Raw genomic sequence first — 22307 nt, 5'->3', positions numbered from 1 at the left:
ATGACCAGTATTTCCGTGCCGGCCAAGGGTGCTTTGATCACCTTGGTGGCGGTGAGTGTGGGCTTGATAATACTCGCGGCGATCGTAGTTTCACTGCGCCCGGCCCCACCGCTGCGTGACGCGGACACCCCGGTGGGCGTCGTCCAGCGTTATGTCTTGGCCTATCAATCCGCGGATTTGGCCACGGCGCAGGGGCTTGTCGAGAACGGAAAAGACAAGCAGGACTGCAATTACTACGAGCCTCAGAAGGCCAGTGCTCAGGTGAATTTGCTGCGCGAAGTGACCACGAATCGCAGCGCCACCATCACCGTATCCATCACCTACGCCACCGACGGCGCGCTGCTTATCGATCCCTTCGAGGCGCAGGAGAACTTCGAATTGGCGATAATCGACGGCGCCTGGCTGATCACCACCGCCCCGTGGCAAATGAGCCTGTGCACCAAAGAGGAATTGGGGCTCACACCATGAGCACACGCACCGCCAGCGCCCTGCGCGCCCTGATTATGCACGGTTTGCTCATGCTCCTGCTGCTACTTTTGGGCACCGGGCTGTCATTACTGATCAGCATGGGTTTGAGTGCTCCAGCGGTGAATGATGACCGCCAGCTGCTGTTGGCCACCGCGCTGGCATTCACTATCATCCCCGGACCGTTAGTGGGGGCGCTGTGGTTATGGATCCGCAAGAAGCTTTTGAACGCCGAGCCCACCGAGGCGGCGATCTGGTCCCTGCAGGGCTCGACGCTCTATCTGATTGCCCTGGTGATCTCTTCCACCGCTGTGTTGCAACTGCTCGGTAACCTGATCGGCGGTGGCGCATCACAGAGCTGGCAAGATCAGGTTGGTCTGGTCCTTGGCTGGGGTGCGATCGGGCTCTGGCAGTTCAAGATGCTCACCACGCCAAAGTATGCGCCAAGCGAACTCCCCCACCTGGCTGTGACCCTCGGCAACGCCTACGCCCTGGTGCTGGCAGGATATTCGCTGGTGGTCGCACTACGCACCGCACTTGAGCTGGTCTTTGTTCCACAGGCCATTTTGGTCGGTCAAGGACCGCTTCCTCGCCTGCTGGGCGCGATCGTGTGGGCTCTGGGCGCGGCCGTGTTGTGGCTCTGGCATTGGAAAATGCTACAAGTCCAGAAACTGCGCGATACCTTCAGCTCTATGGTGGTGATGTTGCTCGGTGTCTGTTTGGCGGCGCTGAGCACGCTCTTGGCGGCCGCAGCGACCTTGAACATTCTCATCCCGTTGCCCTGGGATTTCACCGCCATGGGTGAACGTTTCGCGAGTTTCGGCCCGCTGGCCATCTCCGCGCTACTGACGGGCGCGATTTTCTGGATGTATCACCACGGGCAACTTGCCGGCCGGTCACCACTAGTTACCGGCGTATCCCAGCAGATTATCAGCGGTATCTCGCTGGCGTTGCTGGCCAGTGGCCTGGGCATGGTCGTCAACGCACTGCTGGCTTCCATCAGCTCCCCGCTGAATACCGACACCGCACCGGCGGTATTACGCACCGGCATTGCGTTGGTCTTGGTGGGCACCGTGTTCTGGGTGACGTACTTCCAGCCTGGTTCCCAGCCCGAACCTGAATCTCGTCGCCTGTATTTGGTGCTGTTCTTCGGCGTCAGTGCCGTTGTTGCCTTGGTGGCACTGCTAATTGTCGGCTACCGGGTCTTCGAAATGCTGGTGGGCGCAACCAGCCCTGCGTTGAATATGCTGGACTATATCCGCGGCCCACTGGGCTGGTTGCTGGCGACCGTGGGCGTTTCGGCCTATCACTTCGCACTGTGGAAATCGGACCGGGAGAAGCTCACTCCGCTAGAACCTGAAGCGCGCCGAAGGCTGATCCTCGTAGCACCGCAGGGCAGTGAGCAGTTGTTATCCGCCCTACAGCTCACCGAAGGTTTGGAAGTACGGTGGATCGTCTCAAGCCATCCACCGTTGCCCGAAGAATGGGGTGACGAACTGACCAATCGCCTCTTAGAAGCGCTGGCCACCCATTCCGGATCGCTCTTAGCCGTGGCCGACGAAAAAGGCCAGTTCAACTTCACACCGCTGGCATGATGACAAAGCAACGCGCAACGAGACCGAGTTTTGTCAGCCGGGTACTTGCTTCGCTCGTGGACTACTTGGTGATCCTCGGGTGGATGTTGGTGCTCGCGGTGATCACCACGTTGCTGTGGCTAGTGACCGGTGAGTTCTACAACTGGCTCCAGCTAGGCGTGGCCGGGGCACAACTTTTGGGTTTCCTCGTACTGGTATTACCCGTGGGGATCTACCTGTTCCTCAGTGAAGCTTCCCCAGCTGCCGCCACGCTCGGCAAACGCCGAATGCGCCTACACGTTGTTAACCGGCGCACCGGCGGCCGAGCATCTACGGCGCAGATTTTGCTACGCACCGTGATCAAGTTGCTGCCCTGGGAGATCGCCCACTTTAGTGTCTGGAACTTCGTGGCCATTGCGTCCACCGGCAGCACCGAATTCCCGTCTTGGCTTTATGCGGTGGCTATTTTTGCTGACCTCTTACCGGTGCTCTACCTGCTGCTGGTTGCCTTTGAAGCTGAGGGTCGCGCACCGCACGATCTGATCGCCGGCACCACGGTGGTTAGACTCCAACCAGCTCCATAAGCACCCCGCCCAGCGCCCCAATCACCACCACGCTCCACGGCGGAAGCTTCCAAGACACCATCAACACAAAGCACAGCAGACCCAATGCGAACTGCCCCGGCCCGGTCACCGCACTGGTGAACACCGGCGAGTACAACGCGGCCGCCAGAATTCCCACCACCGCGGCATTCGCTCCACGCATCAAGGCCTGCACCCGGCGATGACCCGCCACGAGATTCCAGAAGGGCAAGACCCCTACCAGCAGCAAGAAGCCGGGAAGGAAGATCGCACACAGCGCGATCGAGGCACCCAACACCCCACCGGGTCCCACCGTGCTGATCGCCCCCAAATAAGCAGCGATGGTAAACAACGGTCCCGGCACAGCCTGCGCCACTCCATAGCCGGCCAAGAAATCCTGGTTCGGCACCCAACCGGTGTCCACTACGGCCCCTTGCAACAGGGGTAGCACCACATGCCCGCCACCAAAAACCAGGGCACCGGAGCGGTAGAACGCGTCGAAGAGCGCTAGGGAGTCCCACCCTGCCACCGATACCACTATCGGGGTACCCACCAGCAATAAGAACAGGGCGAGCAAAGACAAAATTCCGGTACGTCGACTCACCGCAAATCGCAGTGGCACCACAGGCTTCGTTGCCGGCGCCGCTGGCGGGACCCGGCACAAGAAGTAGCCGGCGATCAGGCCCAGCACGATCGCCAGCACCTGTCCCAGACTCCCACCCAACAGCAGTGCGGCCAGCGCTGCCACCACCGCGATTGACGCCCGGGTAGCATCCGGTGTCAGACTTTTGGCCATGCCCAGTACCGCCTGCGCGATGATCGCCACCGCGACAATCTTCAGCCCAGAGAGCATCCCGTGCCCGATCGTTCCGGAGAACAGTGTGGCGCCGTAAGCAAAGAGTGTCAGTAGCGCCGCCGATGGCAATGTAAAGGCGAGAAAGGCGGCCAGTGCGCCACGCAGTCCGGCACGATACAGGCCCAAGGCAAACCCAACTTGGCTAGAGGCCGGGCCAGGAAGAAATTGGCACAGGGCCACCAACTGGGCATACTGCTCGTCGCTCACCCATCGGCGGCGTTCGCTCAACTCGGTGCGGAAGTAGCCCAAATGCGCGATGGGGCCACCAAAAGAAGTTAACCCCAGCTTCAAGAAGACGCGAAAAACTTCCCCCGCCGAGCCATGCGTGGCCTGTTGCTTACTGCTCATGGATTCACCCTAGTCGTGCAAGAATAACTGCAGGTAAACAACAACGGGACCTGCCCATGGCAGGTCCCGTTGTGAGACTTACTGGTTAGCGAGCTGCGTCGCTGGCCAGAATATGCGTTGTCGAAATGACCGTGGCTTGTTCAACACCAGCCAAGGCATCAATCAGCGAAGCCAGGATGAACATCGAGGAGTCCACTTCCAACTTCACTGGGTACTGATAGATCAGCATCGCGACCATATCGCGAACAGCCTCGGCTACTTCTTCTTCGGAGAAGGCGGGATTGTGGCCCACCAAAACATCCGAGGGAGCATCCTCACGGGCAGGGACATAACTGACCGCAAAGGCCAGCGGAACCCCACCCTCACGCTTGGGCTTATCCCGAAGCACCAGGGCAGCCTGGGCCCCAGTGTGTTCGTCAAGCAACATACGCTGAGCCGAGCCCACCGTCATATTGGCCGGATCCCACTGCTCATGGACCTTGTTATAAAAGTTCATGACCAGCTGGGTCAGCTCAACACTGCCGGTGGACAGTTCCTCAATGACCCGATCGTTGGTATCAAAGACCGGTTCGGCCAGCGCACCAGGTTCCAAGATGACATCGCGCGAAACCTGAATTTCGCCCAAACCCAATGCCTTGCAGAACCCTGCGGCGGCGGTCGCCGGATCGCCCGGAGTCACCGTGTAACGAGCCTTGAGTTCTTGAACCTGGTCGGCAGGGATCTGCTGGCGCAACTGCGCAACCAGTGCGGTACCGACACCGGATCGGCGTTGCTCGGCAGCTACCTCGACATACAACCACAGGCGCTGCGGATGCAACGACGAGGCAAAAACTACGCCTGCACCGATCGCTACACCATCAACGCTGGCCACCAGGGTACGGGAGAACGGCGCGTCACTGTTCTCCCGCAACATGGTGCGGTCCTGATGGGCCTGCGGCGAACGCGGGTCACCAAAAACCTGAAGCAGTTCAAGGTCATCCCCTGAGCGCCAGGGGCGGAATTCCAGTTCGTTCATCGGGCTCTAGGCTCCGTTCAGACGCTCGGAAAGGTAGGCGGTGACCTGGTCTAGCGATACGCGTTCCTGTGCCATGGTGTCACGCTCGCGAATGGTCACGGCCTGATCATCCAAGGTATCAAAGTCCACGGTGATGCAGAACGGGGTACCGATCTCATCCTGGCGACGGTAACGACGGCCGATAGCACCGGCATCATCAAAGTCAATGTTCCAACGCTTGCGCAGCTCGTTGGCCAGTTCCTTGGCCTTTGGCGAAAGGTTCTCGTTGCGGCTCAGTGGCAGCACCGCAGCCTTGACCGGAGCCAGACGTGGATCCAGCTTCAGCACGGTGCGCTTATCCACGCCACCCTTGGTGTTTGGAGCTTCGTCCTCGGTGTAAGCATCAACCAGGAAGGCCATCATGGAACGGGTCAGACCGAAGGAAGGCTCGATCACATAAGGGGTGTAGCGCTCGCCGGTGGCCTGGTTGAAGTAGGTCAGTTCGGCGCCCGAAGCCTTGGCGTGCGAAGACAGGTCGTAGTCGGTGCGGTTAGCAACGCCCATGAGCTCGCCCCACTCCGAACCCTGGAAGCCGAAGCGGTACTCGAAGTCGATGGTGCCAGCCGAGTAGTGTGCACGCTCGTCTTCTGGCACGTCGAACTGGCGCAGGTTCTCTTCCTTGATGCCCAGATCCAGGAACCATGCCCAGCAGTCCTTAACCCACTGGTCGAAGTACTTCGGTGCATCTTCCGGAGCGGTGAAGAACTCGATTTCCATCTGTTCGAACTCGCGGGTACGGAAGATGAAGTTGCCCGGGGTAATTTCGTTACGGAAGGCCTTACCGACCTGGCCGATACCAAATGGCGGCTTCTTACGGCTTGCGGTGAGCACATTGGCGAAGTTCACGAAGATGCCCTGTGCGGTTTCTGGACGCATGAAGGCCAGGCCTGCTTCGGAATCCACTGGACCTAGGAAGGTCTTCATCAGACCGGAGAACATCTGAGGCTCGGTGAACTGACCCTTGGTGCCACAATCTGGGCAAGCGATTTCGCTCATGCCGTCCTTGGCAGGACGACCCTTCTTGGCTTCGAAGGCCTCGATCAGGTGATCCTGACGGTGACGCTTGTGGCACTGGATGCACTCGACCAGTGGATCGGTGAAGGTTGCAACGTGTCCGGATGCTTCCCAGACGGCCTTTGGCAAGATGATCGACGAGTCCAAGCCAACCATGTCTTCGCGGCCGCGAACGAAGTTCTGCCACCACTCGCGCTTGATGTTTTCCTTCAGCTCGGTGCCTAGGGGTCCGTAATCCCATGCGGAACGGGAACCACCGTAAATTTCACCAGCCTGGAAAACGAAGCCTCGACGCTTTGCGAGGGAAATTACCTGATCTAGCTTGGACTGTGGCGCCATATCAACTCCAATGGAAATTACGAGGCCGCTGGTTGCGGTCCGTAGAAAAATACATACTATTCAAGGGTATCGTTTCCACGCTCGTGACACTAAGCGGATGCGGGTAACGCGAAAGTGAACTTCCCCGCTCTTGGCGAGATCGGGGTATTATCTGCGCCGGAATAGGGAAGAATAGACGTTATGAGTGCCAACGAAGCTTTCGACTTAGAAATCCGCGACGAATCCATCCGCTTGGGCCAGCTGCTTAAGCTAGCTTCCCTCGCCGAAGACGGCATCCACGCTAAGGAACTCATTTCCGAAGGTATCGTGACCGTTAATGGTGAAGTGGACACCCGCCGTGGAGCACAAATCCGCCCGGGCGACGTTGTCTGTGTCAACGGCGAGTGTGTCAAGGTCACTTCGCAGCAGTAGCTATTCCCGGCCCAGAACTACCTTCTTGAGGAAAGCGTCGACGTCTTCCAGTTCTTCCATGCTGACCGAGTGCCCAATTTGTGGATAGGTTTCGCTGGTCAGTTCAGTATATTGCGACACCCATTTGAGCGTGTACTCGATCTTGTCGCGGGTAATGACTGGATCGGCCAGGTCTCTTCCCCAGAACAAAGGAATCGGGTTTTGCAGAACTTTTTCGTCGTCAAAAATTTCCAGATCTCGCGGCTCAACGGCAAATCCCGATAGACCTACAACTGCGGCGATAGCGTCACGTTGGTAGCGGGCCAGTGAAGTTGCCATGGCCATGCCTTGAGAGAATCCTAATAACGTGATTGAAGAGTGCTGCTTACTCAGCGGTTCGAGCAGTTCCCACAAGGTCTCTACACTCTGCCCCACTGATTCAATCGAATAATCGATTTCTTGAGTCAGCGGAAACCAACTGAATCCTGGTCCTGCCTGTAACGGCGCCCGCACGGATAGATAGGTGAATTCCTCCGGGAGGTACCGTGAGAGTCCCATCAGGTCTTGTTCATTTGATCCATAACCATGGAGAAACACCAGAAGTGGTGTTCCAAGACGGGAATCGTCATTGCGGGAAATAATGGCCACCGGCGCGGTCTCGGATGAAGTCATGTGCTCAAGATTAGCGAATCCTGCAGTCGATGTTCAGCTGAGGACACGGCGCTTCACTGCCAATGAAAGAATTTTTCTGTCATCCGTCGGGCCCATAGATACTTCCAAGAACTGCGCACACGGAGCATCCCCACTCTGAGTGACTGAAAATTCTTTTCATTCTCAAGCTGTGCTGACTGAAAAAAATTTCAGTCATTCAGAGGCATAGGGAGCATCTGCAGCTCTGAAAGAGAATTGAAGCCATAAAAGGCTAAGGCAACCAGCGTCGTCGCTGTCACCGTTGGTGGTTATTGGTGGTTTGAAGTTCCTTTAGTGAAAGAATTTTTCTGTCACTCAATCATTCACGGATGAGCCGGGGTCATCAGTCGGGATCAATTGATGGTTCCGGCTCAACCGGATACCCAAGGACCCTTCTCGTGTCCTCGTTCATCAGAACTTCAAGACGTGAGCTCGTATCCGGCCGCTGTGGGCAATGATCGTTCATGTGGTCTAAGTTCTCCACAACATCAACGCTCTCTGGTGTGACAATGACGTGTAATCCATTGGGTGTGAGCCATGATCTAGTGCCATCTGGCCGTGCATGGATTTTCCATCCCAAAGCATGCTTGAACATCTGGTGTTGTTTGCACAGCAGGTGCATATTCTCACGGTCAGTAGCGCCACCATGGCCCCAATCGTCAATGTGATCCATCTCTGATCGGTCAGCACTTCGGCGACATCCTGGGAAACAGCAATGCACATCCCTGTGTCGCAGCAAATCCTTCAGGCCCTGGCTAGGCCTGTAATTCTTGCGTTCAACATCAATAACTGCACCGGTCCAAGGGTCGGTGAGTACCCGCTGAAAAGACGGTGCATCCTTGGCCAGCTGTAAAGCTAGTCCTGCAGGGATGGGGCCAACACCTTCCAAGTCGGCAAGTGCCCTGCTAGGATCCGCCAACATCTCTAGGGCAGGTATGGTGATCGACAAGCGAGGCTTAAGTGGTGTTCCGCTACTGCCAGGCCAGCCGTTGATCAATGCATCCGCATATAGATCTGCCGTCATCTGGTCACTGGTTCTCTCGTCGTCTGGGTCGTTATTCTGTCCCACACCCCAACGAATCGTGCTCTGAATAGATTTAATGACGTCTGCGCGGTGGAACAACTTGATTGTCCCCATGCCGCTGTCTTCGTCAAACCAAAATGACACTTTGCGTGCGGCTTCCGACTTCTTCTGCCGTTGTTCGGCAGACTCTGGGTTCATCCGATCATGGAGGCGCCGCGCCCGCTGATAAACCGTCGCGTCACTGGCAGTTCTCGCGAGGGGCAACAAGACGTGCTCCATAACCTTTATTTGTTCCTCAGTAAGATCTTGCGAGTATTTCACAATGTAGTGAGCTGATTTGGCGGTAATCTCCCCGGCAGCCAACGCCAGAAGGGTGTCTTTGCAGACGTACCGCAAGCCTTTCGCATTGAACATTCGCTTACTCACCATCTCCGGAGTTTCCCTCAGGGCAATGGCTGCTTCAGCAACAAAGTTTGAGTTGATTGTCCGATCGTCGCTAGGGTCAACACGATAAAATTCGGCACTGCGCTCAGATTCGCGAACCTCCTCTGGCGCCTTTTCTCTCAGCTCGGCAAGCGTGTCAGTAAACCCTTCGCCGATCTGCTCGACGGTGTCTGCCAGCAAAGTGGACGTCACCGCTTCAAGGCCACTGTGCATGCGCTGGATTTTCTTGAGTCGATCCAGCGCATCGGCGGTACTAGTAACCGGTCCGGCATCAAAGAGTTCGGCAGCCCACTTCATCAGTGATTCATTAAAAATCTGATGCTCAACTTGGCTCGCAAAAAAGGAATCTGGGTGAGATTCCTTGCGCTCGCCCGGTGGGCGCAACGGTAGACGATGTTCGTCGTCATAATCTTCGGAATATTCTGGATTGCTCATGTCTAATTTTCGCATCAGACACCGACATTTTGTACTAATAGTTACCAGCTTGTGGATACAGATTCGTATTTATATACGATCACAATTCACAGTGCTTTAGGCACTCCAGGAAGAGATGAATTCCAAGCCGTCTCAACCATTTTTTGCAGTTCCTCTAGCCCAAGCCCATCAGCGCGTGCCCTTTGGGCAAGTAGCCGAACGTCCGCAAGAAGTTCCGTCTTAAGCACCTGCCCCGGATTGACCCGTGTGCCATTGGCGCGGCCAGTTCGGACCAAACCGGCGCCTTCCAATTCCTTATAGGCCTTGGCAACAGTACCCGCGGCGACACGAAGGTCGCCGGCAAGTTGGCGGACAGGGGGTAGCTTCGCATCTGCAGCCAGTTCACCGCTACGAATCATTGCTGCAAGTTGTGCCCGAATCTGTTCGGACGGACCAATAAGATTCGCCGGGTCGATCGTGATCATGTATGCGATCCCAACCGCGCGTTACTGTTTTTCGCCTCAGCGCTATACGCGGACACAACCCATGAAATCAAATATCCCAGGAGTACGATCCCGACGATCAACAGCAAGACACCCAGCCCACCCAGAGACCAGGAGAACGCTACCTGCCACGGGTCATAGGACACGTCGGCACCCGCCCCCTCATCCACCTTTTGCCCCACAACGTAGGCAGTGCGTTGAGACATGTTGTAGACGGCCGCGGCCGCCATCCACAGCAATGGCACCGCTTGCAGACAAAGGAATGCGCTAAATCCCGAACTGAGGACGTAGCCGTTATGGGTTCGTACGGCAGCATCAAACTCAACGAGGGATTCACCGCGCAGGCTTGGGCGACGGGTATTTTTGTTCAGCGCCAACAGGGTCAGCAGCAGACCAAGCACTAGCAAAATGGCCACAGGCAGACCGTAATACCATCCTGGGAACGGTCCGGTGGAGCTTACTCCCATAATGTTTTGCGTAACGACCATATTTTCGTCGACCATTGCTTCACTGGCCGACTGGAAACTGATTTGACGGTATAGGCCACGATCATCAGCCGATGAAAGGATTCCGGCAACCACAATCCCCAAAATTGATACCGTGAAGAGGACGAGCGGCAAAACTATTCCCCACGCTGGACCAAACATCCTCGTAGTTCGTGGAATCAGTCCGGCACTGACGCGCGTACCGTTACTTACCGACCCGGCCTTGGGTTCATAGGGAATTGGCCAACAAATCAGGACCAGGACAACGAGTACCCAAATTGCTGCTGGAGCAGCTACCAGCGTGAGCCCGCCAGACTTGATGAATGCCTGATGCAACACCAGCGCGGCGACACCGCCCAACACCGCAACAATCACGGCAGCCACGTTGCGACGGCGTAGCGTTTGCACAATGCGTTCCGCCTGTTGCCGATCATTTCCGGCGCCAAGCATGGAGTTGGTGAGGCTCTTTCGGCTTTGCGGCAAGAGGTCGCGCCGAAGCACAACGATCAGCACTACAGCGAAGCCAACGATCGCAAAGATCGGAATCAAATTACCCATCGCCATGCCTCCATCCGGTAGCGCAAACGCGCTCATTCTTGTACCAACAGGACAATACAAGCAAGCGCGTGATCTTGTGTCAATAGACTGATACAAGATAGCCGATCATGCCGCCCGAAAAATATTTCATTGCAATTTGGTAAAACCAATAATTGGCGCAGTGAATTCTTGGAGAACCGTGGTTCACTAGCAAGAAGGCAGGACATAGTGCGTGAGCGTAGCGCCTAGCTGCTCTAACAATGTCAGCTCGTACAGAATGGTTGGTGCCATGGAAGCAAGCTCAGTGATTTTTGCGGAAGCGATTCCGGATACCGGGGACAACACCAGCTTCGGCTACATCGACAGTACCCCGTCGACTGGCTCTACTTTTATGGATGCAATGTTCTCGGCAATGCCGATCATTATGGGTGTGGTCGTGGTGCTCTTCATTGCTGTAGTTGCGTTCATCATCTACGCCCAGGTGCGCAACTACCGCAAAATCAAGAGTGCCGGCATGGATCCGATGACCCTTGAATCGGAGCTGAAAGCCAAGTTGGTTCAATCCAATTTGCTGGCACCCAAAGAATCCTTGGAAGCAAAGTTAACGGAGCTTTCCGGCCTATTGAGCCGCGGTGTGATTACGAACGAGGAATACACGCAGGCGCGCCAGGATTTGCTCAAGGCGTGGCGCCAGGGGTGAAACAGATCATCCCTGAGGCTGATTGACCAGACGTTACCATAGGGTAACAATGTAGATTGTGGCTAAAGATTTTAATGCAGATGCTCCCGTTCCCGTAGAAGAAAATCTCCATCCTTGGCGGCGCTATGTAGCCTTGGGTGACTCATTCACCGAAGGAATCGGCGATCCCGATCCATCAAACCCCGGCCGGCATTTGGGTTGGGCCGATCGTCTGGCTCAGGAACTGAGCAGCACGGTTCCAGATTTCGCCTACGCAAACCTGGCGATCCGTGGCCGGTTAATCGGGCAAATTGTGGACGAACAGGTGGCCCCGGCCATCGATTTAAAGCCAGATCTCATTTCTCTGTGCGCCGGCGGAAATGATGTGCTGCGCCCCGGCGGGGATCCAGATAAGATCGCCGACATTCTCGACAAGGCGGTCGCCAAGCTCAGTGCGACCGGTGCGACCCTGCTGATCGTCACCGGACCGGATATTCGCGATACCCCGGTGCTTGGTAGCATCCGCGGCAAGGTAGCGATCTACAACGAAAATATTCGCACCGTGGCCGCACGCTACGACGCGGTCGTGGGCGACATGTGGGCCTTGCGTGAACTGCACCAGTCGCAAATGTGGGCGCCGGATCGCCTGCACTTCTCCCCCATGGGTCACCAGCGCATCGCAGCCATGGCCCTAGACGCCCTCAATGTCCCACACTCGATCAATACCGAGGTGGAGCCGGTCATCGATGAGCGTAGCTGGCGCGAGGCACGCATCGAGGACCTGCAGTGGGCGCGCGAGCACCTGGCCCCGTGGGTATTGCGCCGACTGCGCCACCAGTCCTCCGGTGATGGGATCACCGCGAAACGCCCTTCGGCGACGCCGTTTACCGCGCCTAAGCCCAACGATTCTTTGGGTGCCGGCGACAGCGCGCAGTAGGTAGCGCGCGGTAGGTTGCGCGCATCAGGTTATTGAATAGCAAAAAGGGCAGTGACCACCGAAAACTGGTGGTTACTGCCCCTTTTGCTGTGCTATTAGTGGCTAAAGACCAGGGTGCGCAACACCGAGTCGAGCTGGCTGGCGTCGGTGAGAAAACCGTCGTGGCCGATCGGCGAATCGATGTAGTGCACCGGTGACTTGGTGGGCAAACTGGCGGCTAATTTCTCGGACTGCTCCGGGAAATACAGCCGGTCAGAACTCACCGCAGCCACCACCACATTCACCTGCTGCAACCGGGCCAGGGCCGCGCTCAACGATTCATGACCGCGTGCCACGTCGTGGCTCATCAACGCTTCGGTAAGCAACAGGTAGCTGTTAGCATCAAAACGGTTAGCCAATTTGGTGGCCTGGTGATCCAGGTAGCTTTCGACCTGGTAACGACCACGCGGGCCATCCAATTGTCCGGTAGGTTGCTCCCCTGGCTGTGGCTTGCGACCAAAGCGGGTCTCAAGTTCGGCCTCGGAACGGTAGGTGATGTGGGCCAGGCGCCGCGCCAAGCCCAGCCCGGCGTCAGGTCGTGCATCCTGGGTGTAGTAATCGCCACCGTGGAAGTGCGGATCAAGCCGGATGGCCTGGGTCTGTACCTGAGCGAAGGCGATCTGTTCGGCTGTGGCCTGCGCGCAGGAGGCCATCACCACCAGGTTCTTGACCTGCTCGGGAAACTCGACCGCGTATTCCAGGGCCCGCGCCCCACCCATCGAGCCACCAATTACCGCATGCCAGGTGCTAATTCCTAACTGCTTGGCCAAGCGCGCTTCGAGGCGCACCGAGTCCTTGATGGTCACGAAGGGGAAGCGTGAACCGTAGGGCACACCATGCTCATCCAGCGAGGACGGTCCGGTGGACCCATTGCAACCGCCGACCATATTCACCGCGAGCACAAAGTACTTGTTGGTATCGATGGTCGCCCCGGGGCCAACAAAGCCGTCCCACCAGCCGGCGGTGTGTGCATCGCCCTGGGCGACGTGGGCGTCGCCGGTCAGCGCGTGCATCACCAGGACCGCGTTGGTCCCGGCCGCGTCGAGGGTACCCCAGGTTTCGTAGGCCAGTTCCACTTCTGGCAGGTAGCCGCCAAATTCGAAGTGGTGCTCGCCGACGGCGCTTCGGCGCATCATGCCGTGCTGACCTTCGGCGAGCTGTGGTGTTGCGGTGGTCGCAATGGATGCCATGCTTAGAGAGTTTCCTGCAATTCCTTGTTTGGTTCTTCGTTCGATTCCTCGCCCTGGCCAAGGGCCGCAACAGCGTTGAAGCCTAGTTCCAGGTCGGCCAAGATGTCCTTGATGTTTTCCAGTCCGACGCTCAGGCGCACCAGGGACGGGCTCACGCCAGCGGCGATCTGCTCGGCCTCGGAGAGCTGGGCGTGGGTGGTGGAGGCCGGGTGGATGACCAGCGAGCGGACATCGCCGATATTGGCGACATTGGAGTGCAACTCCAGGGCGTCAACAAACGCCTGACCTGCCGCGGAGCCACCATCAAGTTCAAAGGCGATGACCGATCCGGCACCGTGCTGCGAGTACTTCTTGGCACGCTCAAACCACGGTGAGGATTCCAGGCCTGCATAGGCGACCTTTTGCACTTCGGCGCGAGCTTCCAGCCACTTGGCTACCGCCAGCGCATTTTCGCCGTGACGCTCAACGCGCAGGGACAGGGTTTCAAGTCCTTGGGCGATCAGGAAGGCGTTGAAGGGGGCGACCGCGGAGCCCAGATCGCGCAAAAGCTGCACCCTAGCCTTGAGGATGTAGGCGAGGTTGGCGCCGAGGATGCCGTTGACACCCAAGTCACGGGCGAAGACTAGGCCGTTGTAGGACTCGTCCGGGGTGTTGAAGCTTTCGAAGCGCTGCGGATCCTTGGCGAAGTCGAAGTTGCCCGAGTCCACGATCACTCCGGCGATCGCATTGCCGTGCCCACCGAGGAACTTGGTGGCCGAGTGGATCACGATGTCCGCACCAAACTCGATCGGGCGGATCAGGTAGGGTGTGGCCAGGGTGTTATCCACCAGCAGTGGCACACCATTTTCGTGGGCGATCGCGGAGATCGCTTCAATATCCAGCACGTCCTGACGTGGGTTGGAAATGGTTTCGCCGAAGAACGCCTTGGTGTTCTCGCGCACCGCATCACGCCAGTGATCCAGGTTATCCGGGTCGGCCACAAAGGTGACCTCAATGCCCAGGCGCTTCAGGGTGTGCTTGAGCAGGTTCTGAGTTCCGCCGTACAAGCTGGGGCTGGCCACAATGTGATCGCCGGCCTCGGCAAGGTTCAGGATCGCGAAGGTCGTGGCGGCCTGCCCCGAGGAGAGTAGTAGTGCACCCACGCCACCTTCCAGATCGGCGATCCGGGTTTCGACCGCATCGGTGGTGGGGTTACCGATGCGGGTGTAGATCGGCTCCAGTTCGGACAGCGCAAAACGGGCTGCGGCGCTTTCGGCGCTCGGGAAGACGAAGGATGTGGTCTGGAAAATCGGCAAGGCTCGGGCGCCGGTGGTGGGATCTGGGGTTTGGCCGGAGTGGATCTGACGGGTTTCAAATGACCAGTTGTTGCTCATGGTTTCCTCCAAAATAGTTGTATGACTTTGGGGGTAGACCACTGAGAAGACACCGATGGAAGTACCTCATCAAGAAGCCTTCCAGGGTTACCCGCGCTTGTCCTTAGCCGCCTTGCGCGTCTAAGGGCCAGGTCTTCACCCGGGGCACCCCACCGCGGCTGGAGGGTTGCCGCCCAGTAAGCCGGGGCTTGTTACTGGGACTCATGACCTGCCTCCAGTGTGCCTGAAAACCGAAGATCTTTGCAATGCGAGCGCCCCAAAATGGTCGTAATCGGTCATATTTCACACGGTGGGCCATTTTGTCGCAGAGAATTCGATGGCGGAAATTCGGATTAGGGTCGCCTAAGTAGAGACTGCGGTCACATATTGCCATGATTGGCACATGATGAGGCTAGATCACGTAAGTTATGCCTGTGGCCCAGATGGGCTGCTGCCAACCGCGCAAAGAATCTCCGAGTCACTCGGTTTGGAGTTCGTCAAGGGAGGCGTGCATCCCCGCTTCGGGACGCGCAATGTCATCTTCCCACTCAAGCATGGACAGTACCTCGAAGTGGTCGAGGTCCTGAATCACCCCGCCAGCGATAAGGCCCCCTTCGGCCAAGCAGTCAGGGCCCGTTCGGAGCTGGGCGGTGGCTGGATGGGCTGGTGCGTTTCGGTGGACGACCTGTCCAGCGCCGAAGACCGCCTGGGCCGCAAGGCTGTGCCGGGAAACCGCAAGTTCCCCGACGGCCGGGAGCTGACCTGGCAGCAGATCGGCATCAAGGGTTTGATCGCCGACCCACAGTGCCCGTACCTGATTTCTTGGGACGATGAAGCCAAGGACCTGCACCCATCCAAGGCGTTGGAACCAACCGGGGCGATCAGCGAAATCACCATCGCCGGTTCGCGAGATCGTGTGCTGGAATGGCTGGGTCAGCCAGAAAATGTTCACCTCGGCGCGGTGACCATGGCCTATCAGGCGCCCAATGGCACCCCGGGCATCATGTCGGTGACCTTTGAAACTGACAACGGGTCTGTTGTCTTGTAGTAGACTCGCAGCTGGCTCATGGTAGGCGGGGACAATGGCGTCCCCACCTACCAATTTTTTTATGCGCGTCTTTTGTTGCGCTATCTATCTTTTGTTGCGCTAGCCGCCAATGCCAATGGCCGGGCCGATCAGTGCATACCCGACAAAACCGATGGCGTCGAGCAAGAAGTGCGCGATCACCAGCGGCATCACCCGGCCATACTTGTGATAAACCCAACCGAAGACCACGCCCATGAGCATGTTCCCGATCATCGGCCCCACCCCCTGATAAAGGTGGTAGCTGCCGCGAATGAGGGCCGAGCAAATGATCGTGGTCCACAACCGAAGGTTCAGCTTTTTGGCATAGGTGAACAGGAAGCCAAGCATCAGCACTTCTTCGAGCACCGCGTGGCGTACGGCCGAAAGCAACAGCACCGGCACGCTCCACCAATAGTCCCCCAGATTGGCTGCGGACAGCGCCGTAGTCACGCCCAGCGCCCGGCCGGCCGCATACACCCCGAGGGTGCCAAGGCCCATGGCCAAGAAAAGCCCTGCGCCCAGCAGTGCGTCCTTGCCCCCAGAACGCAGGTCAAAACCTATCTCGCGCAGTCCTCGTCCGGTACTGCGTTTCATCAGGTAGACGGCCAGCACTACCGGCACCAGGGCAAAAAAGATGTCCAGCAGCTGGTAGGTGAAGTCGAAAAATTCGCGGGTGCTCAGCTGGTTATTCAGCGAGGTCGTTTGCTCGCGCAAGGGACCACGCGTGAGTTTGTCAGCAAAGCTCAGGATCGAATAGATCGCACTCTGCCCCAAAGACAGCGCTAAGACCAGAACAATCTCAACTTTTAGGATCTTCGAATTCACGTTCTCGATCATAGGCTGATTATGCTGTGTGCCAGCTGAGGTAGCCTGAAGATAGCGAACTAAAGGAGTATTTGTGAGCCGTCCCGCCACCGACGAAGAATTGCGCATCGCCCACCAATTACGCCCCGACCTTTCTTGGGAAGATGCCTCGGTGAACGAGGGTGGACAGTTCCACAAGGTGGTGATCGCCAATCCTCATTCGGTGATCCGCATGGCCCGCACCGTCCAAGCCACCGCAGACATGCCTCGTACGGTGAAATTACAGCAGCTGTTGGCCGATCAGCTGGACTACCAGATCCCGGTGGCGACCTCGCAGATTTTGCACGTGGATTCGCTGGCTTCCGTAGCAATGTCCTTCATCCCCGGTAGCGCCCATGAACCACATTTCGGGGATCCGAAAATCTTGGGCCAGGTGGTCAGGCATCTGGCCGATATTCCGCTGGAACCGATCAGTGATCATTTGACTGCGCCCTTTTCTTTCCGTGGCCCGTGGACCGAAGATCGCACGCAACAGTGCTTTGATGTCTTGCCCGATCAGCTGCGTGGCGCTGCAACCAGTCTGTGGGCCCAACTTGATGAGTTGGCTCAGGTACCACCGGGGCTGGTCCATGGTGATTTGGCCGGACACAATATGCACTGGGTGGATGAAGAACTAGTCGGCATCCTGGACTGGGATCTGGCCGCCGCTTGGGATCCTGCGCTGAACACCGCGTATTTGAGCCTGTGGCACGGTCTGGAAATGGCCGATCAGATCGCTCCGAACCCCGATGAAGCCCGTCGAGCGAAGATCTGGTTGGGCCTGATGAGTCTGGAGCGGCTCTCCGATACCCTTTCGCGCACCGACAATCCGAAGATCAATAAGCTGATGCGAAAAATTGGGCCGCGGATTTTGAATGCTGCGCAGGCGGTGAGGAGCTGACATGCGAACTACAACTATATTCTCAGGTGCCGGGCTGGCCATCTTGTCCCTAGTGCTGAGCGGATGCTCCGCCAATGAAGCTCCGGTATCGGCGGACGCCGTGCACCAAGAAAACGAGCTAGCTTCCATCTCAAGCGTCGTGACACAACAGAATCAGGAACTGTCCTTGGGTTTCCCGCTGGATGGCGGACAATATTCTTTGGCGCTGCAGTGTTCTGGCAAGCACAGCTCTTCCACCGTCACGTGGAGCAGTAGTCATGGCTCGGATCAAGGAACAGTCGATCTGACCTGCGCACCCGAGGCGAGAGTAGTCCACCAAGAAATGACCCTGGACGGGTATTCAGCGTCGCTCAGTTTTATTGCTCACGACCTGCAAGGCCAGACTTTGCATGTCTCGGTCGCGGCGGTCGCTGACGCATAACTACTTGGCTGACAGTTAGCTGTCATCATTCGTCGGGACAGCAAAAGGCCCATCCAAGCGCGACGCTCGGATGGGCCTTCATACGCATCAGTGCTGATGCAAGTTTGCTTAGCTCAGGGCTGCAACAGCTGCATCGTAGTCTGGCTCGGTGCCGATCTCTGGAACGATCTGGTTGTAGATAACCTTGCCGTCCTCGTCTAAGACAACTACCGAACGAGCGAGCAGACCAGCCAGAGGTCCGTCGATCTGGGTTACACCGTACTGCGAACCGAAGTCCGAACGGAACACCGAAGCAGCGGTGACGTTCTCGATGTTTTCTGCTCCGCAGAAGCGGCCCAGAGCGAATGGCAGGTCGGCGGAAACGCACACGACGGTGGTGTTTTCCAGGCCGGCAGCCAGTTCGTTGAAGCGACGAACGCTGGCAGCGCAGACGCCGGTATCAACCGATGGGAAGATGTTCAGCACAACACGACGGCCAGCCAGCGACTCGCTGGTCACATCCGCAAGGTCGGTGTCGGTGAGGGTGAATGATGGAGCCTGCGAGCCTACGGCTGGCAGTTCACCAATGGTCTGTACGGGAGTTCCCCTAAAAGCAGTATTAGCCATGGTTCTTGTCTATCACGAATGGCTATTTGACTGCCAGATTTTCGCCGAACCGACCGGAAGAAGTCGCTGTGTAAAGTGCCATCAGTTCATTAGCTGGCCAGCGCGATAAACACTATGGGTCAGATTCATTCCTGGGCGGTAGGCCAAGTGCGCAGCCACCGGAGCGTCAAGAACGTGCAGATCCGCGCGTTTGCCCACTTCGATGGAGCCCACCAGATCCTGCACTCCCAAGGCCAGCGCTCCCCCATAGGTGGCGGCCTCAATGGCTTCGGACAGGGACAGATTCATCTGTAGCACCGCGGTGGCCACACAGAAGTTCATGTTGCTGGTGTAGCTGGTGCCCGGATTGCAGTTACTCGCCAGAGCGATGGGTACCCCGGCATCGAGCAGTTCGCGCCCTGGCGCTAGTGGCTGCCTGGTAGATAAGTCGCATGCCGGCAGACAGGTAGCCACGGTTCCCACTTGGCCGGTGCGTGTCTGAGGATCCCACGTGCCCCAACTACCGGCGAGCGCCTGGATGTCCGAGTCTTCAAGGTAGTTCACGTGGTCTACCGAGTGGCTGCCAAATTCAACGGCAAGCTTCACGCCAGGACCAGGGCCGAGCTGGTTTCCGTGGACCTTGGTTGCCAGATTTTTTTCTTGTGCAGCTTGCAGAACCCGGCGGGTCTGCTCCTGTGTGAAGGCTCCGCGTTCGCAGAAGACATCGACAAAATCTACGTATTGGGCCACCGCATCCAGCATGGGGCCAGCGACCAGATCGGTGTACTCGTCGGCATCGATTCCGGCGGGAACCAGGTGGGCGCCCAAGAACGTCAAGGTATCAACCAGTGAGCGGCCTAGCTGTGCGTGGCGGGTCTCCTCCATAAGTTCCAGTCCGTAACCGGTCTTGGTTTCCATCCAGGTGGTTCCCATGGACAGTGCTTCAGCCCGGCGGGCAGTAACGAGGTTCGTGAGTTGTTCATCGCTGAGGCTTCTGGTGGCAGAGGTGGTCACCGCGATGCCGCCAGCGGCATAGGATTCGCCGGCCATGCGGGCGACGAACTCTTCTGCGCGGTCTCCGCCAAAGATCAGGTGGCTATGTGAGTCGACCCAGCCGGGCAACACGGTCTTGCCTTTAAGGTCGTGTACGGTGTCGGCTGCTGGAGCGTCATTTGCGGCACCTACCCATTGGATTTTGTCCTCAGCGATGAGCACCGCGGCGTTCTCCATTACGGTGCCAGCGGCATCTACCGTCACCAATTGCGCGATATTCGTCAGCAAAGTTGTAGCCATCTGGCGACCTTTCTTTCCCTAGCCTGGTCCTTGTCCTGAGCCTACTTGTCTGGCTTGTACTTGTGGGGCCACGCCAAGGATTCAGATCCGGGATTTCAGACAGCAAGAGGGCCCCGGAACAATTCCGAGGCCCTGAATACTGCGGTAAGTTGTGGCTACCCTTTGGTAGCACCGGCAAGCAGGCCACGAACGAAGTAGCGCTGCAAGGCGAAGAACACTACCAGTGGAATGATCATCGAAATGAACGCACCCGCAGTGAGCAGCTCCCAAGATTGCCCGTAGGTTCCTGAAAGGTCCTGAAGTGCTTTGGTGATCGGCAGCCCACCACCGGAGGTGAACACCGTGGCCACCAAAAGGTCATTCCACACCCAGAGGAACTGGAAAATACCGAAGGAAGCGATCGCCGGCATCGATAGTGGCAGAACAATGCGTGAGAAGATCTTCCCGTGCCCAGCACCGTCGACACGAGCCGCTTCGATCACTTCGTCCGGGATCTGTGAGATGAAGTTGTGCAACATGAAAATCGCCAAGGGAAGTGCAAAGATCGTGTGCGCGATCCATACCTTCGCATAGGCGCCATCCAGTCCATTGACCCCGAGCCCCGGCAGGATATACAGCCCACCAATCTTCACCCCATCGGAGAAGAGCTGGAGTAGCGGCACCAACGCCATCTGGATCGGAACAATCTGTAGGGCGAACACCAAAACGAAGAGGGTATTTCGTCCCTTAAAGTTGATCCAAGCAAAGGCGTAGGCAGCCAGGCTGGCAAGAATAATCGGCACGATTGCCGCCGGAATAGTGATGACCAGCGAGTTCACAAAGGCCTTGGACAGCGGCAGGCTATCGCCCGAAGAAAAGGCCTGCACATAGTTATCCAGCGTGAATGAGGGATTAGATAGAGCCGTCCACCAACCCGTGGTCTTGATGTCATCCGCCTGCCTGAAGGATGAGACAAACAGCCCAAAGGTGGGGATGGTCCACACCAATGCAATGATGAACGCTGCCACGGTGGCCCCACGCGAGGTGGTTGCTCGACGCAGCTTTCCACTGGTTTTTTCGGTGGCCCTAAAAAGCCGTTGGGAGGATTCGCGCATGCTGCTCATCGGATTCCCCCTTGCTTTTTATGCTGACGAACGTTGTAGGTGATGATCGGCAACACCAGAATGAACAAGATTACTGCCAAGGCCGAGCTGTAACCGGTGCGAGCACCGAGCTGGAACTGACGTACCATCTCGAAGGCCAAAACCGTGGTGTCTGAACGACCGCCGGTCATCGATGAAACGATGTCGAAGACCTTGAGGGATGCAATGGAAATGGTGGTGAGTACGACAATCACCGAGGAACGAATTCCTGGCAGAGTGACATTGGCAAAGCGTTGCCACGCCGTGGCCCCATCCAGCTCGGCAGCTTCGAGTTGTTCGGCCGGGATGCCCTTGATGGCCGCGGAGAGAATGACCATGGCAAACCCCGCCTGGGTCCAGATCAGAATGATGACCAGGAACAGGGTATTCCACGGTTCAAGGCCCAGCCAGTCCACTGGTTTGGCGCCGAAAGCGGTGATGATCGCGTTGAGCACACCGATCTGCTCGCCCTGTCGAACGTCGTAGAAAAATTTGAAGATGATCGATGCGCCGACGAAAGAAATTGCCATGGGCATGAACACCAGAAGTTTGAAGAACTTCTCGCCGCGAGACCTGTCAATAAACACCGCGTAGGCCAGGCCAATGATGGTGGATACTGCCGGCGCCACCAAGACCCAAACCAAGGTATTGAGCAGAGCGGTCACCCCGTCGGGGCTAGTGAAGACCCAGATAAAGTTCCCCAGACCGACAAAACCGGACCCATCGTTGGCCATGAAGGCGCTGACCGCGGTTCTCAGGGAGGGATAGATCAGGCCGATCGCCAGCAGTAGCAGCGCGGGGGCCAAAAATCCGGTGAGCTGCAGTAGCGAGCCGGCGCCGTCACGGGAACGGCGATCGACAAGAAACACTATGCCCCCGAGCACAGCAGCGATCACTGCCACCCACATCACCGAGTTATACAGTCCGAGGAACAACAGGATGACTACCGGGACTAGTACCGCGCTGAGAAGCCGCAGGATGGTATATCCACGACCGCCCTTGGTTGCCACTTCGACAAAGCCTAAGATCATGGCGATCAATAGTGCGAAGGCCATCAGGACCAGTGGTATTTGGATCAACGGTGGCACAGAGGCCAGCCACTGGAATAATTCAGACATAAACTCGGGCTCCTACCATCACGTCAACGGCCGGGAATCCCGGC

General features: G+C 57.5%; 23 protein-coding genes and 1 riboswitch. Of the genes, 9 read left to right on the top strand and 14 right to left on the bottom strand.

The genetic code is table 11. From position 1 onward, the window contains the following. From QMQ05_RS04315 to QMQ05_RS04305, 3 genes are read left to right on the top strand one after another with little or no spacing between them, the layout of a single operon-like run. Positions 1-468, top strand: coding sequence for a hypothetical protein (locus QMQ05_RS04315; RefSeq protein WP_345473318.1), 468 nt, complete (start codon positions 1-3; stop codon positions 466-468). Then, a complete protein-coding gene (locus QMQ05_RS04310; RefSeq protein ID WP_345473316.1) occupies positions 465-2060 on the top strand; it encodes a DUF5671 domain-containing protein in 1596 nt (531 codons plus the stop codon). The genes QMQ05_RS04315 and QMQ05_RS04310 overlap by 4 nt, the downstream gene beginning before the upstream one ends. A gap of 56 nt (positions 2061-2116) precedes the next feature. Continuing rightward, positions 2117-2623, top strand: a complete 507-nt coding sequence (locus QMQ05_RS04305) for an RDD family protein (protein WP_345473314.1) — start codon at positions 2117-2119, stop codon at positions 2621-2623. On the opposite strand, the gene chrA is transcribed toward QMQ05_RS04305, so the two are convergent. The 3 genes from chrA to QMQ05_RS04290 all read right to left on the bottom strand — a co-directional run bounded on the left by chrA (position 2601) and on the right by QMQ05_RS04290 (position 6231). Next, complete coding sequence (chrA, locus tag QMQ05_RS04300; protein ID WP_345473312.1) at positions 2601-3824, bottom strand: chromate efflux transporter; 1224 nt, start codon at positions 3822-3824, stop codon at positions 2601-2603. The genes QMQ05_RS04305 and chrA overlap by 23 nt on opposite strands. 85 nt (positions 3825-3909) lie before the next feature. Then, positions 3910-4839, bottom strand: a complete 930-nt coding sequence (locus QMQ05_RS04295) for a GNAT family N-acetyltransferase (RefSeq protein ID WP_345473310.1) — start codon at positions 4837-4839, stop codon at positions 3910-3912. Between the two features lie 6 nt (positions 4840-4845). Further along, the gene (locus tag QMQ05_RS04290) at positions 4846-6231 is read right to left on the bottom strand and encodes a glycine--tRNA ligase (RefSeq protein WP_058255309.1); all 1386 of its coding nucleotides are present in this window, start codon (positions 6229-6231) and stop codon (positions 4846-4848) included. Between the two features lie 180 nt (positions 6232-6411). On the opposite strand from QMQ05_RS04290, the gene QMQ05_RS04285 reads away from it, so the two are divergent. After that, entirely contained in the window at positions 6412-6642 is a 231-nt protein-coding gene (locus QMQ05_RS04285; protein ID WP_334121625.1) for an RNA-binding S4 domain-containing protein, read from the top strand. Here the strand turns inward: QMQ05_RS04285 and QMQ05_RS04280 are convergent, their stop codons facing one another. The 4 genes from QMQ05_RS04280 to QMQ05_RS04265 form a co-directional block, all read right to left on the bottom strand. Then, positions 6643-7293, bottom strand: coding sequence for an alpha/beta hydrolase (locus QMQ05_RS04280; protein ID WP_345473307.1), 651 nt, complete (start codon positions 7291-7293; stop codon positions 6643-6645). Between the two features lie 361 nt (positions 7294-7654). After that, positions 7655-9214 (bottom strand): HNH endonuclease signature motif containing protein, encoded by a 1560-nt coding sequence (locus QMQ05_RS04275; RefSeq protein ID WP_345473305.1) that lies wholly within the window; start codon positions 9212-9214, stop codon positions 7655-7657. An 86-nt stretch (positions 9215-9300) separates the two neighbouring features. Then, a complete protein-coding gene (locus QMQ05_RS04270) occupies positions 9301-9678 on the bottom strand; it encodes a GntR family transcriptional regulator (RefSeq protein WP_345473303.1) in 378 nt (125 codons plus the stop codon). After that, the gene (locus QMQ05_RS04265) at positions 9675-10739 is read right to left on the bottom strand and encodes a hypothetical protein (RefSeq protein WP_345473301.1); all 1065 of its coding nucleotides are present in this window, start codon (positions 10737-10739) and stop codon (positions 9675-9677) included. Before QMQ05_RS04265 ends, QMQ05_RS04270 begins: the two co-directional genes overlap by 4 nt. Before the next feature lie 268 nt (positions 10740-11007). Here QMQ05_RS04265 and QMQ05_RS04260 point away from each other — a divergent pair, with 268 nt between their 5' ends. Both QMQ05_RS04260 and QMQ05_RS04255 read left to right on the top strand, forming a co-directional pair. Then, positions 11008-11418 carry an SHOCT domain-containing protein gene (locus tag QMQ05_RS04260; RefSeq protein WP_345473299.1) on the top strand — a complete coding sequence of 137 codons (411 nt, stop codon included), beginning with the start codon at positions 11008-11010 and terminating at the stop codon, positions 11416-11418. 58 nt (positions 11419-11476) lie between these two features. Next, positions 11477-12334 (top strand): SGNH/GDSL hydrolase family protein, encoded by an 858-nt coding sequence (locus QMQ05_RS04255; RefSeq protein WP_345473297.1) that lies wholly within the window; start codon positions 11477-11479, stop codon positions 12332-12334. Between the two features lie 95 nt (positions 12335-12429). On the opposite strand, the gene metX is transcribed toward QMQ05_RS04255, so the two are convergent. Continuing rightward, positions 12430-13563 (bottom strand): homoserine O-acetyltransferase MetX, encoded by a 1134-nt coding sequence (gene metX, locus QMQ05_RS04250; protein WP_345473295.1) that lies wholly within the window; start codon positions 13561-13563, stop codon positions 12430-12432. Positions 13564-13565: 2 nt separating this feature from the next. Next, the gene (locus tag QMQ05_RS04245) at positions 13566-14936 is read right to left on the bottom strand and encodes a bifunctional o-acetylhomoserine/o-acetylserine sulfhydrylase (RefSeq protein ID WP_345473294.1); all 1371 of its coding nucleotides are present in this window, start codon (positions 14934-14936) and stop codon (positions 13566-13568) included. 88 nt (positions 14937-15024) lie between these two features. Continuing rightward, a riboswitch (SAM riboswitch) is annotated at positions 15025-15145 on the bottom strand. A gap of 173 nt (positions 15146-15318) precedes the next feature. Here QMQ05_RS04245 and QMQ05_RS04240 point away from each other — a divergent pair. Then, positions 15319-15963, top strand: a complete 645-nt coding sequence (locus tag QMQ05_RS04240) for a VOC family protein (RefSeq protein WP_345473292.1) — start codon at positions 15319-15321, stop codon at positions 15961-15963. 99 nt (positions 15964-16062) lie between these two features. On the opposite strand, the gene QMQ05_RS04235 is transcribed toward QMQ05_RS04240, so the two are convergent. Then, positions 16063-16818 (bottom strand): CPBP family intramembrane glutamic endopeptidase, encoded by a 756-nt coding sequence (locus QMQ05_RS04235; protein ID WP_434063170.1) that lies wholly within the window; start codon positions 16816-16818, stop codon positions 16063-16065. A gap of 61 nt (positions 16819-16879) precedes the next feature. Here QMQ05_RS04235 and QMQ05_RS04230 point away from each other — a divergent pair, with 61 nt between their 5' ends. After that, positions 16880-17725 (top strand): phosphotransferase family protein, encoded by an 846-nt coding sequence (locus tag QMQ05_RS04230; protein WP_345473290.1) that lies wholly within the window; start codon positions 16880-16882, stop codon positions 17723-17725. A gap of 1 nt (position 17726) precedes the next feature. Next, positions 17727-18146, top strand: a complete 420-nt coding sequence (locus tag QMQ05_RS04225; RefSeq protein ID WP_345473288.1) for a hypothetical protein — start codon at positions 17727-17729, stop codon at positions 18144-18146. Positions 18147-18254: 108 nt separating this feature from the next. On the opposite strand, the gene tpx is transcribed toward QMQ05_RS04225, so the two are convergent. The 4 genes from tpx to QMQ05_RS04205 form a co-directional block, all read right to left on the bottom strand. Further along, positions 18255-18752, bottom strand: coding sequence for a thiol peroxidase (gene tpx, locus QMQ05_RS04220; protein ID WP_334123803.1), 498 nt, complete (start codon positions 18750-18752; stop codon positions 18255-18257). Positions 18753-18833: 81 nt separating this feature from the next. Beyond that, positions 18834-20024: an imidazolonepropionase gene (hutI, locus tag QMQ05_RS04215; RefSeq protein ID WP_345473285.1), complete on the bottom strand. Its 1191-nt coding sequence runs from the start codon at positions 20022-20024 to the stop codon at positions 18834-18836. A 155-nt stretch (positions 20025-20179) separates the two neighbouring features. Next, positions 20180-21127 (bottom strand): carbohydrate ABC transporter permease, encoded by a 948-nt coding sequence (locus QMQ05_RS04210; protein ID WP_345473283.1) that lies wholly within the window; start codon positions 21125-21127, stop codon positions 20180-20182. Beyond that, entirely contained in the window at positions 21124-22263 is a 1140-nt protein-coding gene (locus tag QMQ05_RS04205) for a carbohydrate ABC transporter permease (RefSeq protein ID WP_345473281.1), read from the bottom strand. The genes QMQ05_RS04210 and QMQ05_RS04205 overlap by 4 nt, the downstream gene beginning before the upstream one ends. Between the last annotated feature and the right edge of the window lie 44 nt (positions 22264-22307).

The sequence above is a fragment of the Glutamicibacter sp. B1 genome (assembly GCF_039602135.1).
GTDB classification, from domain to species: Bacteria; Actinomycetota; Actinomycetes; order Actinomycetales; family Micrococcaceae; genus Glutamicibacter; species Glutamicibacter ectropisis.
The sequence above is the reverse complement of the archived record's forward strand: the minus strand, read 5'-3'. Positions and strand labels throughout refer to the sequence as shown.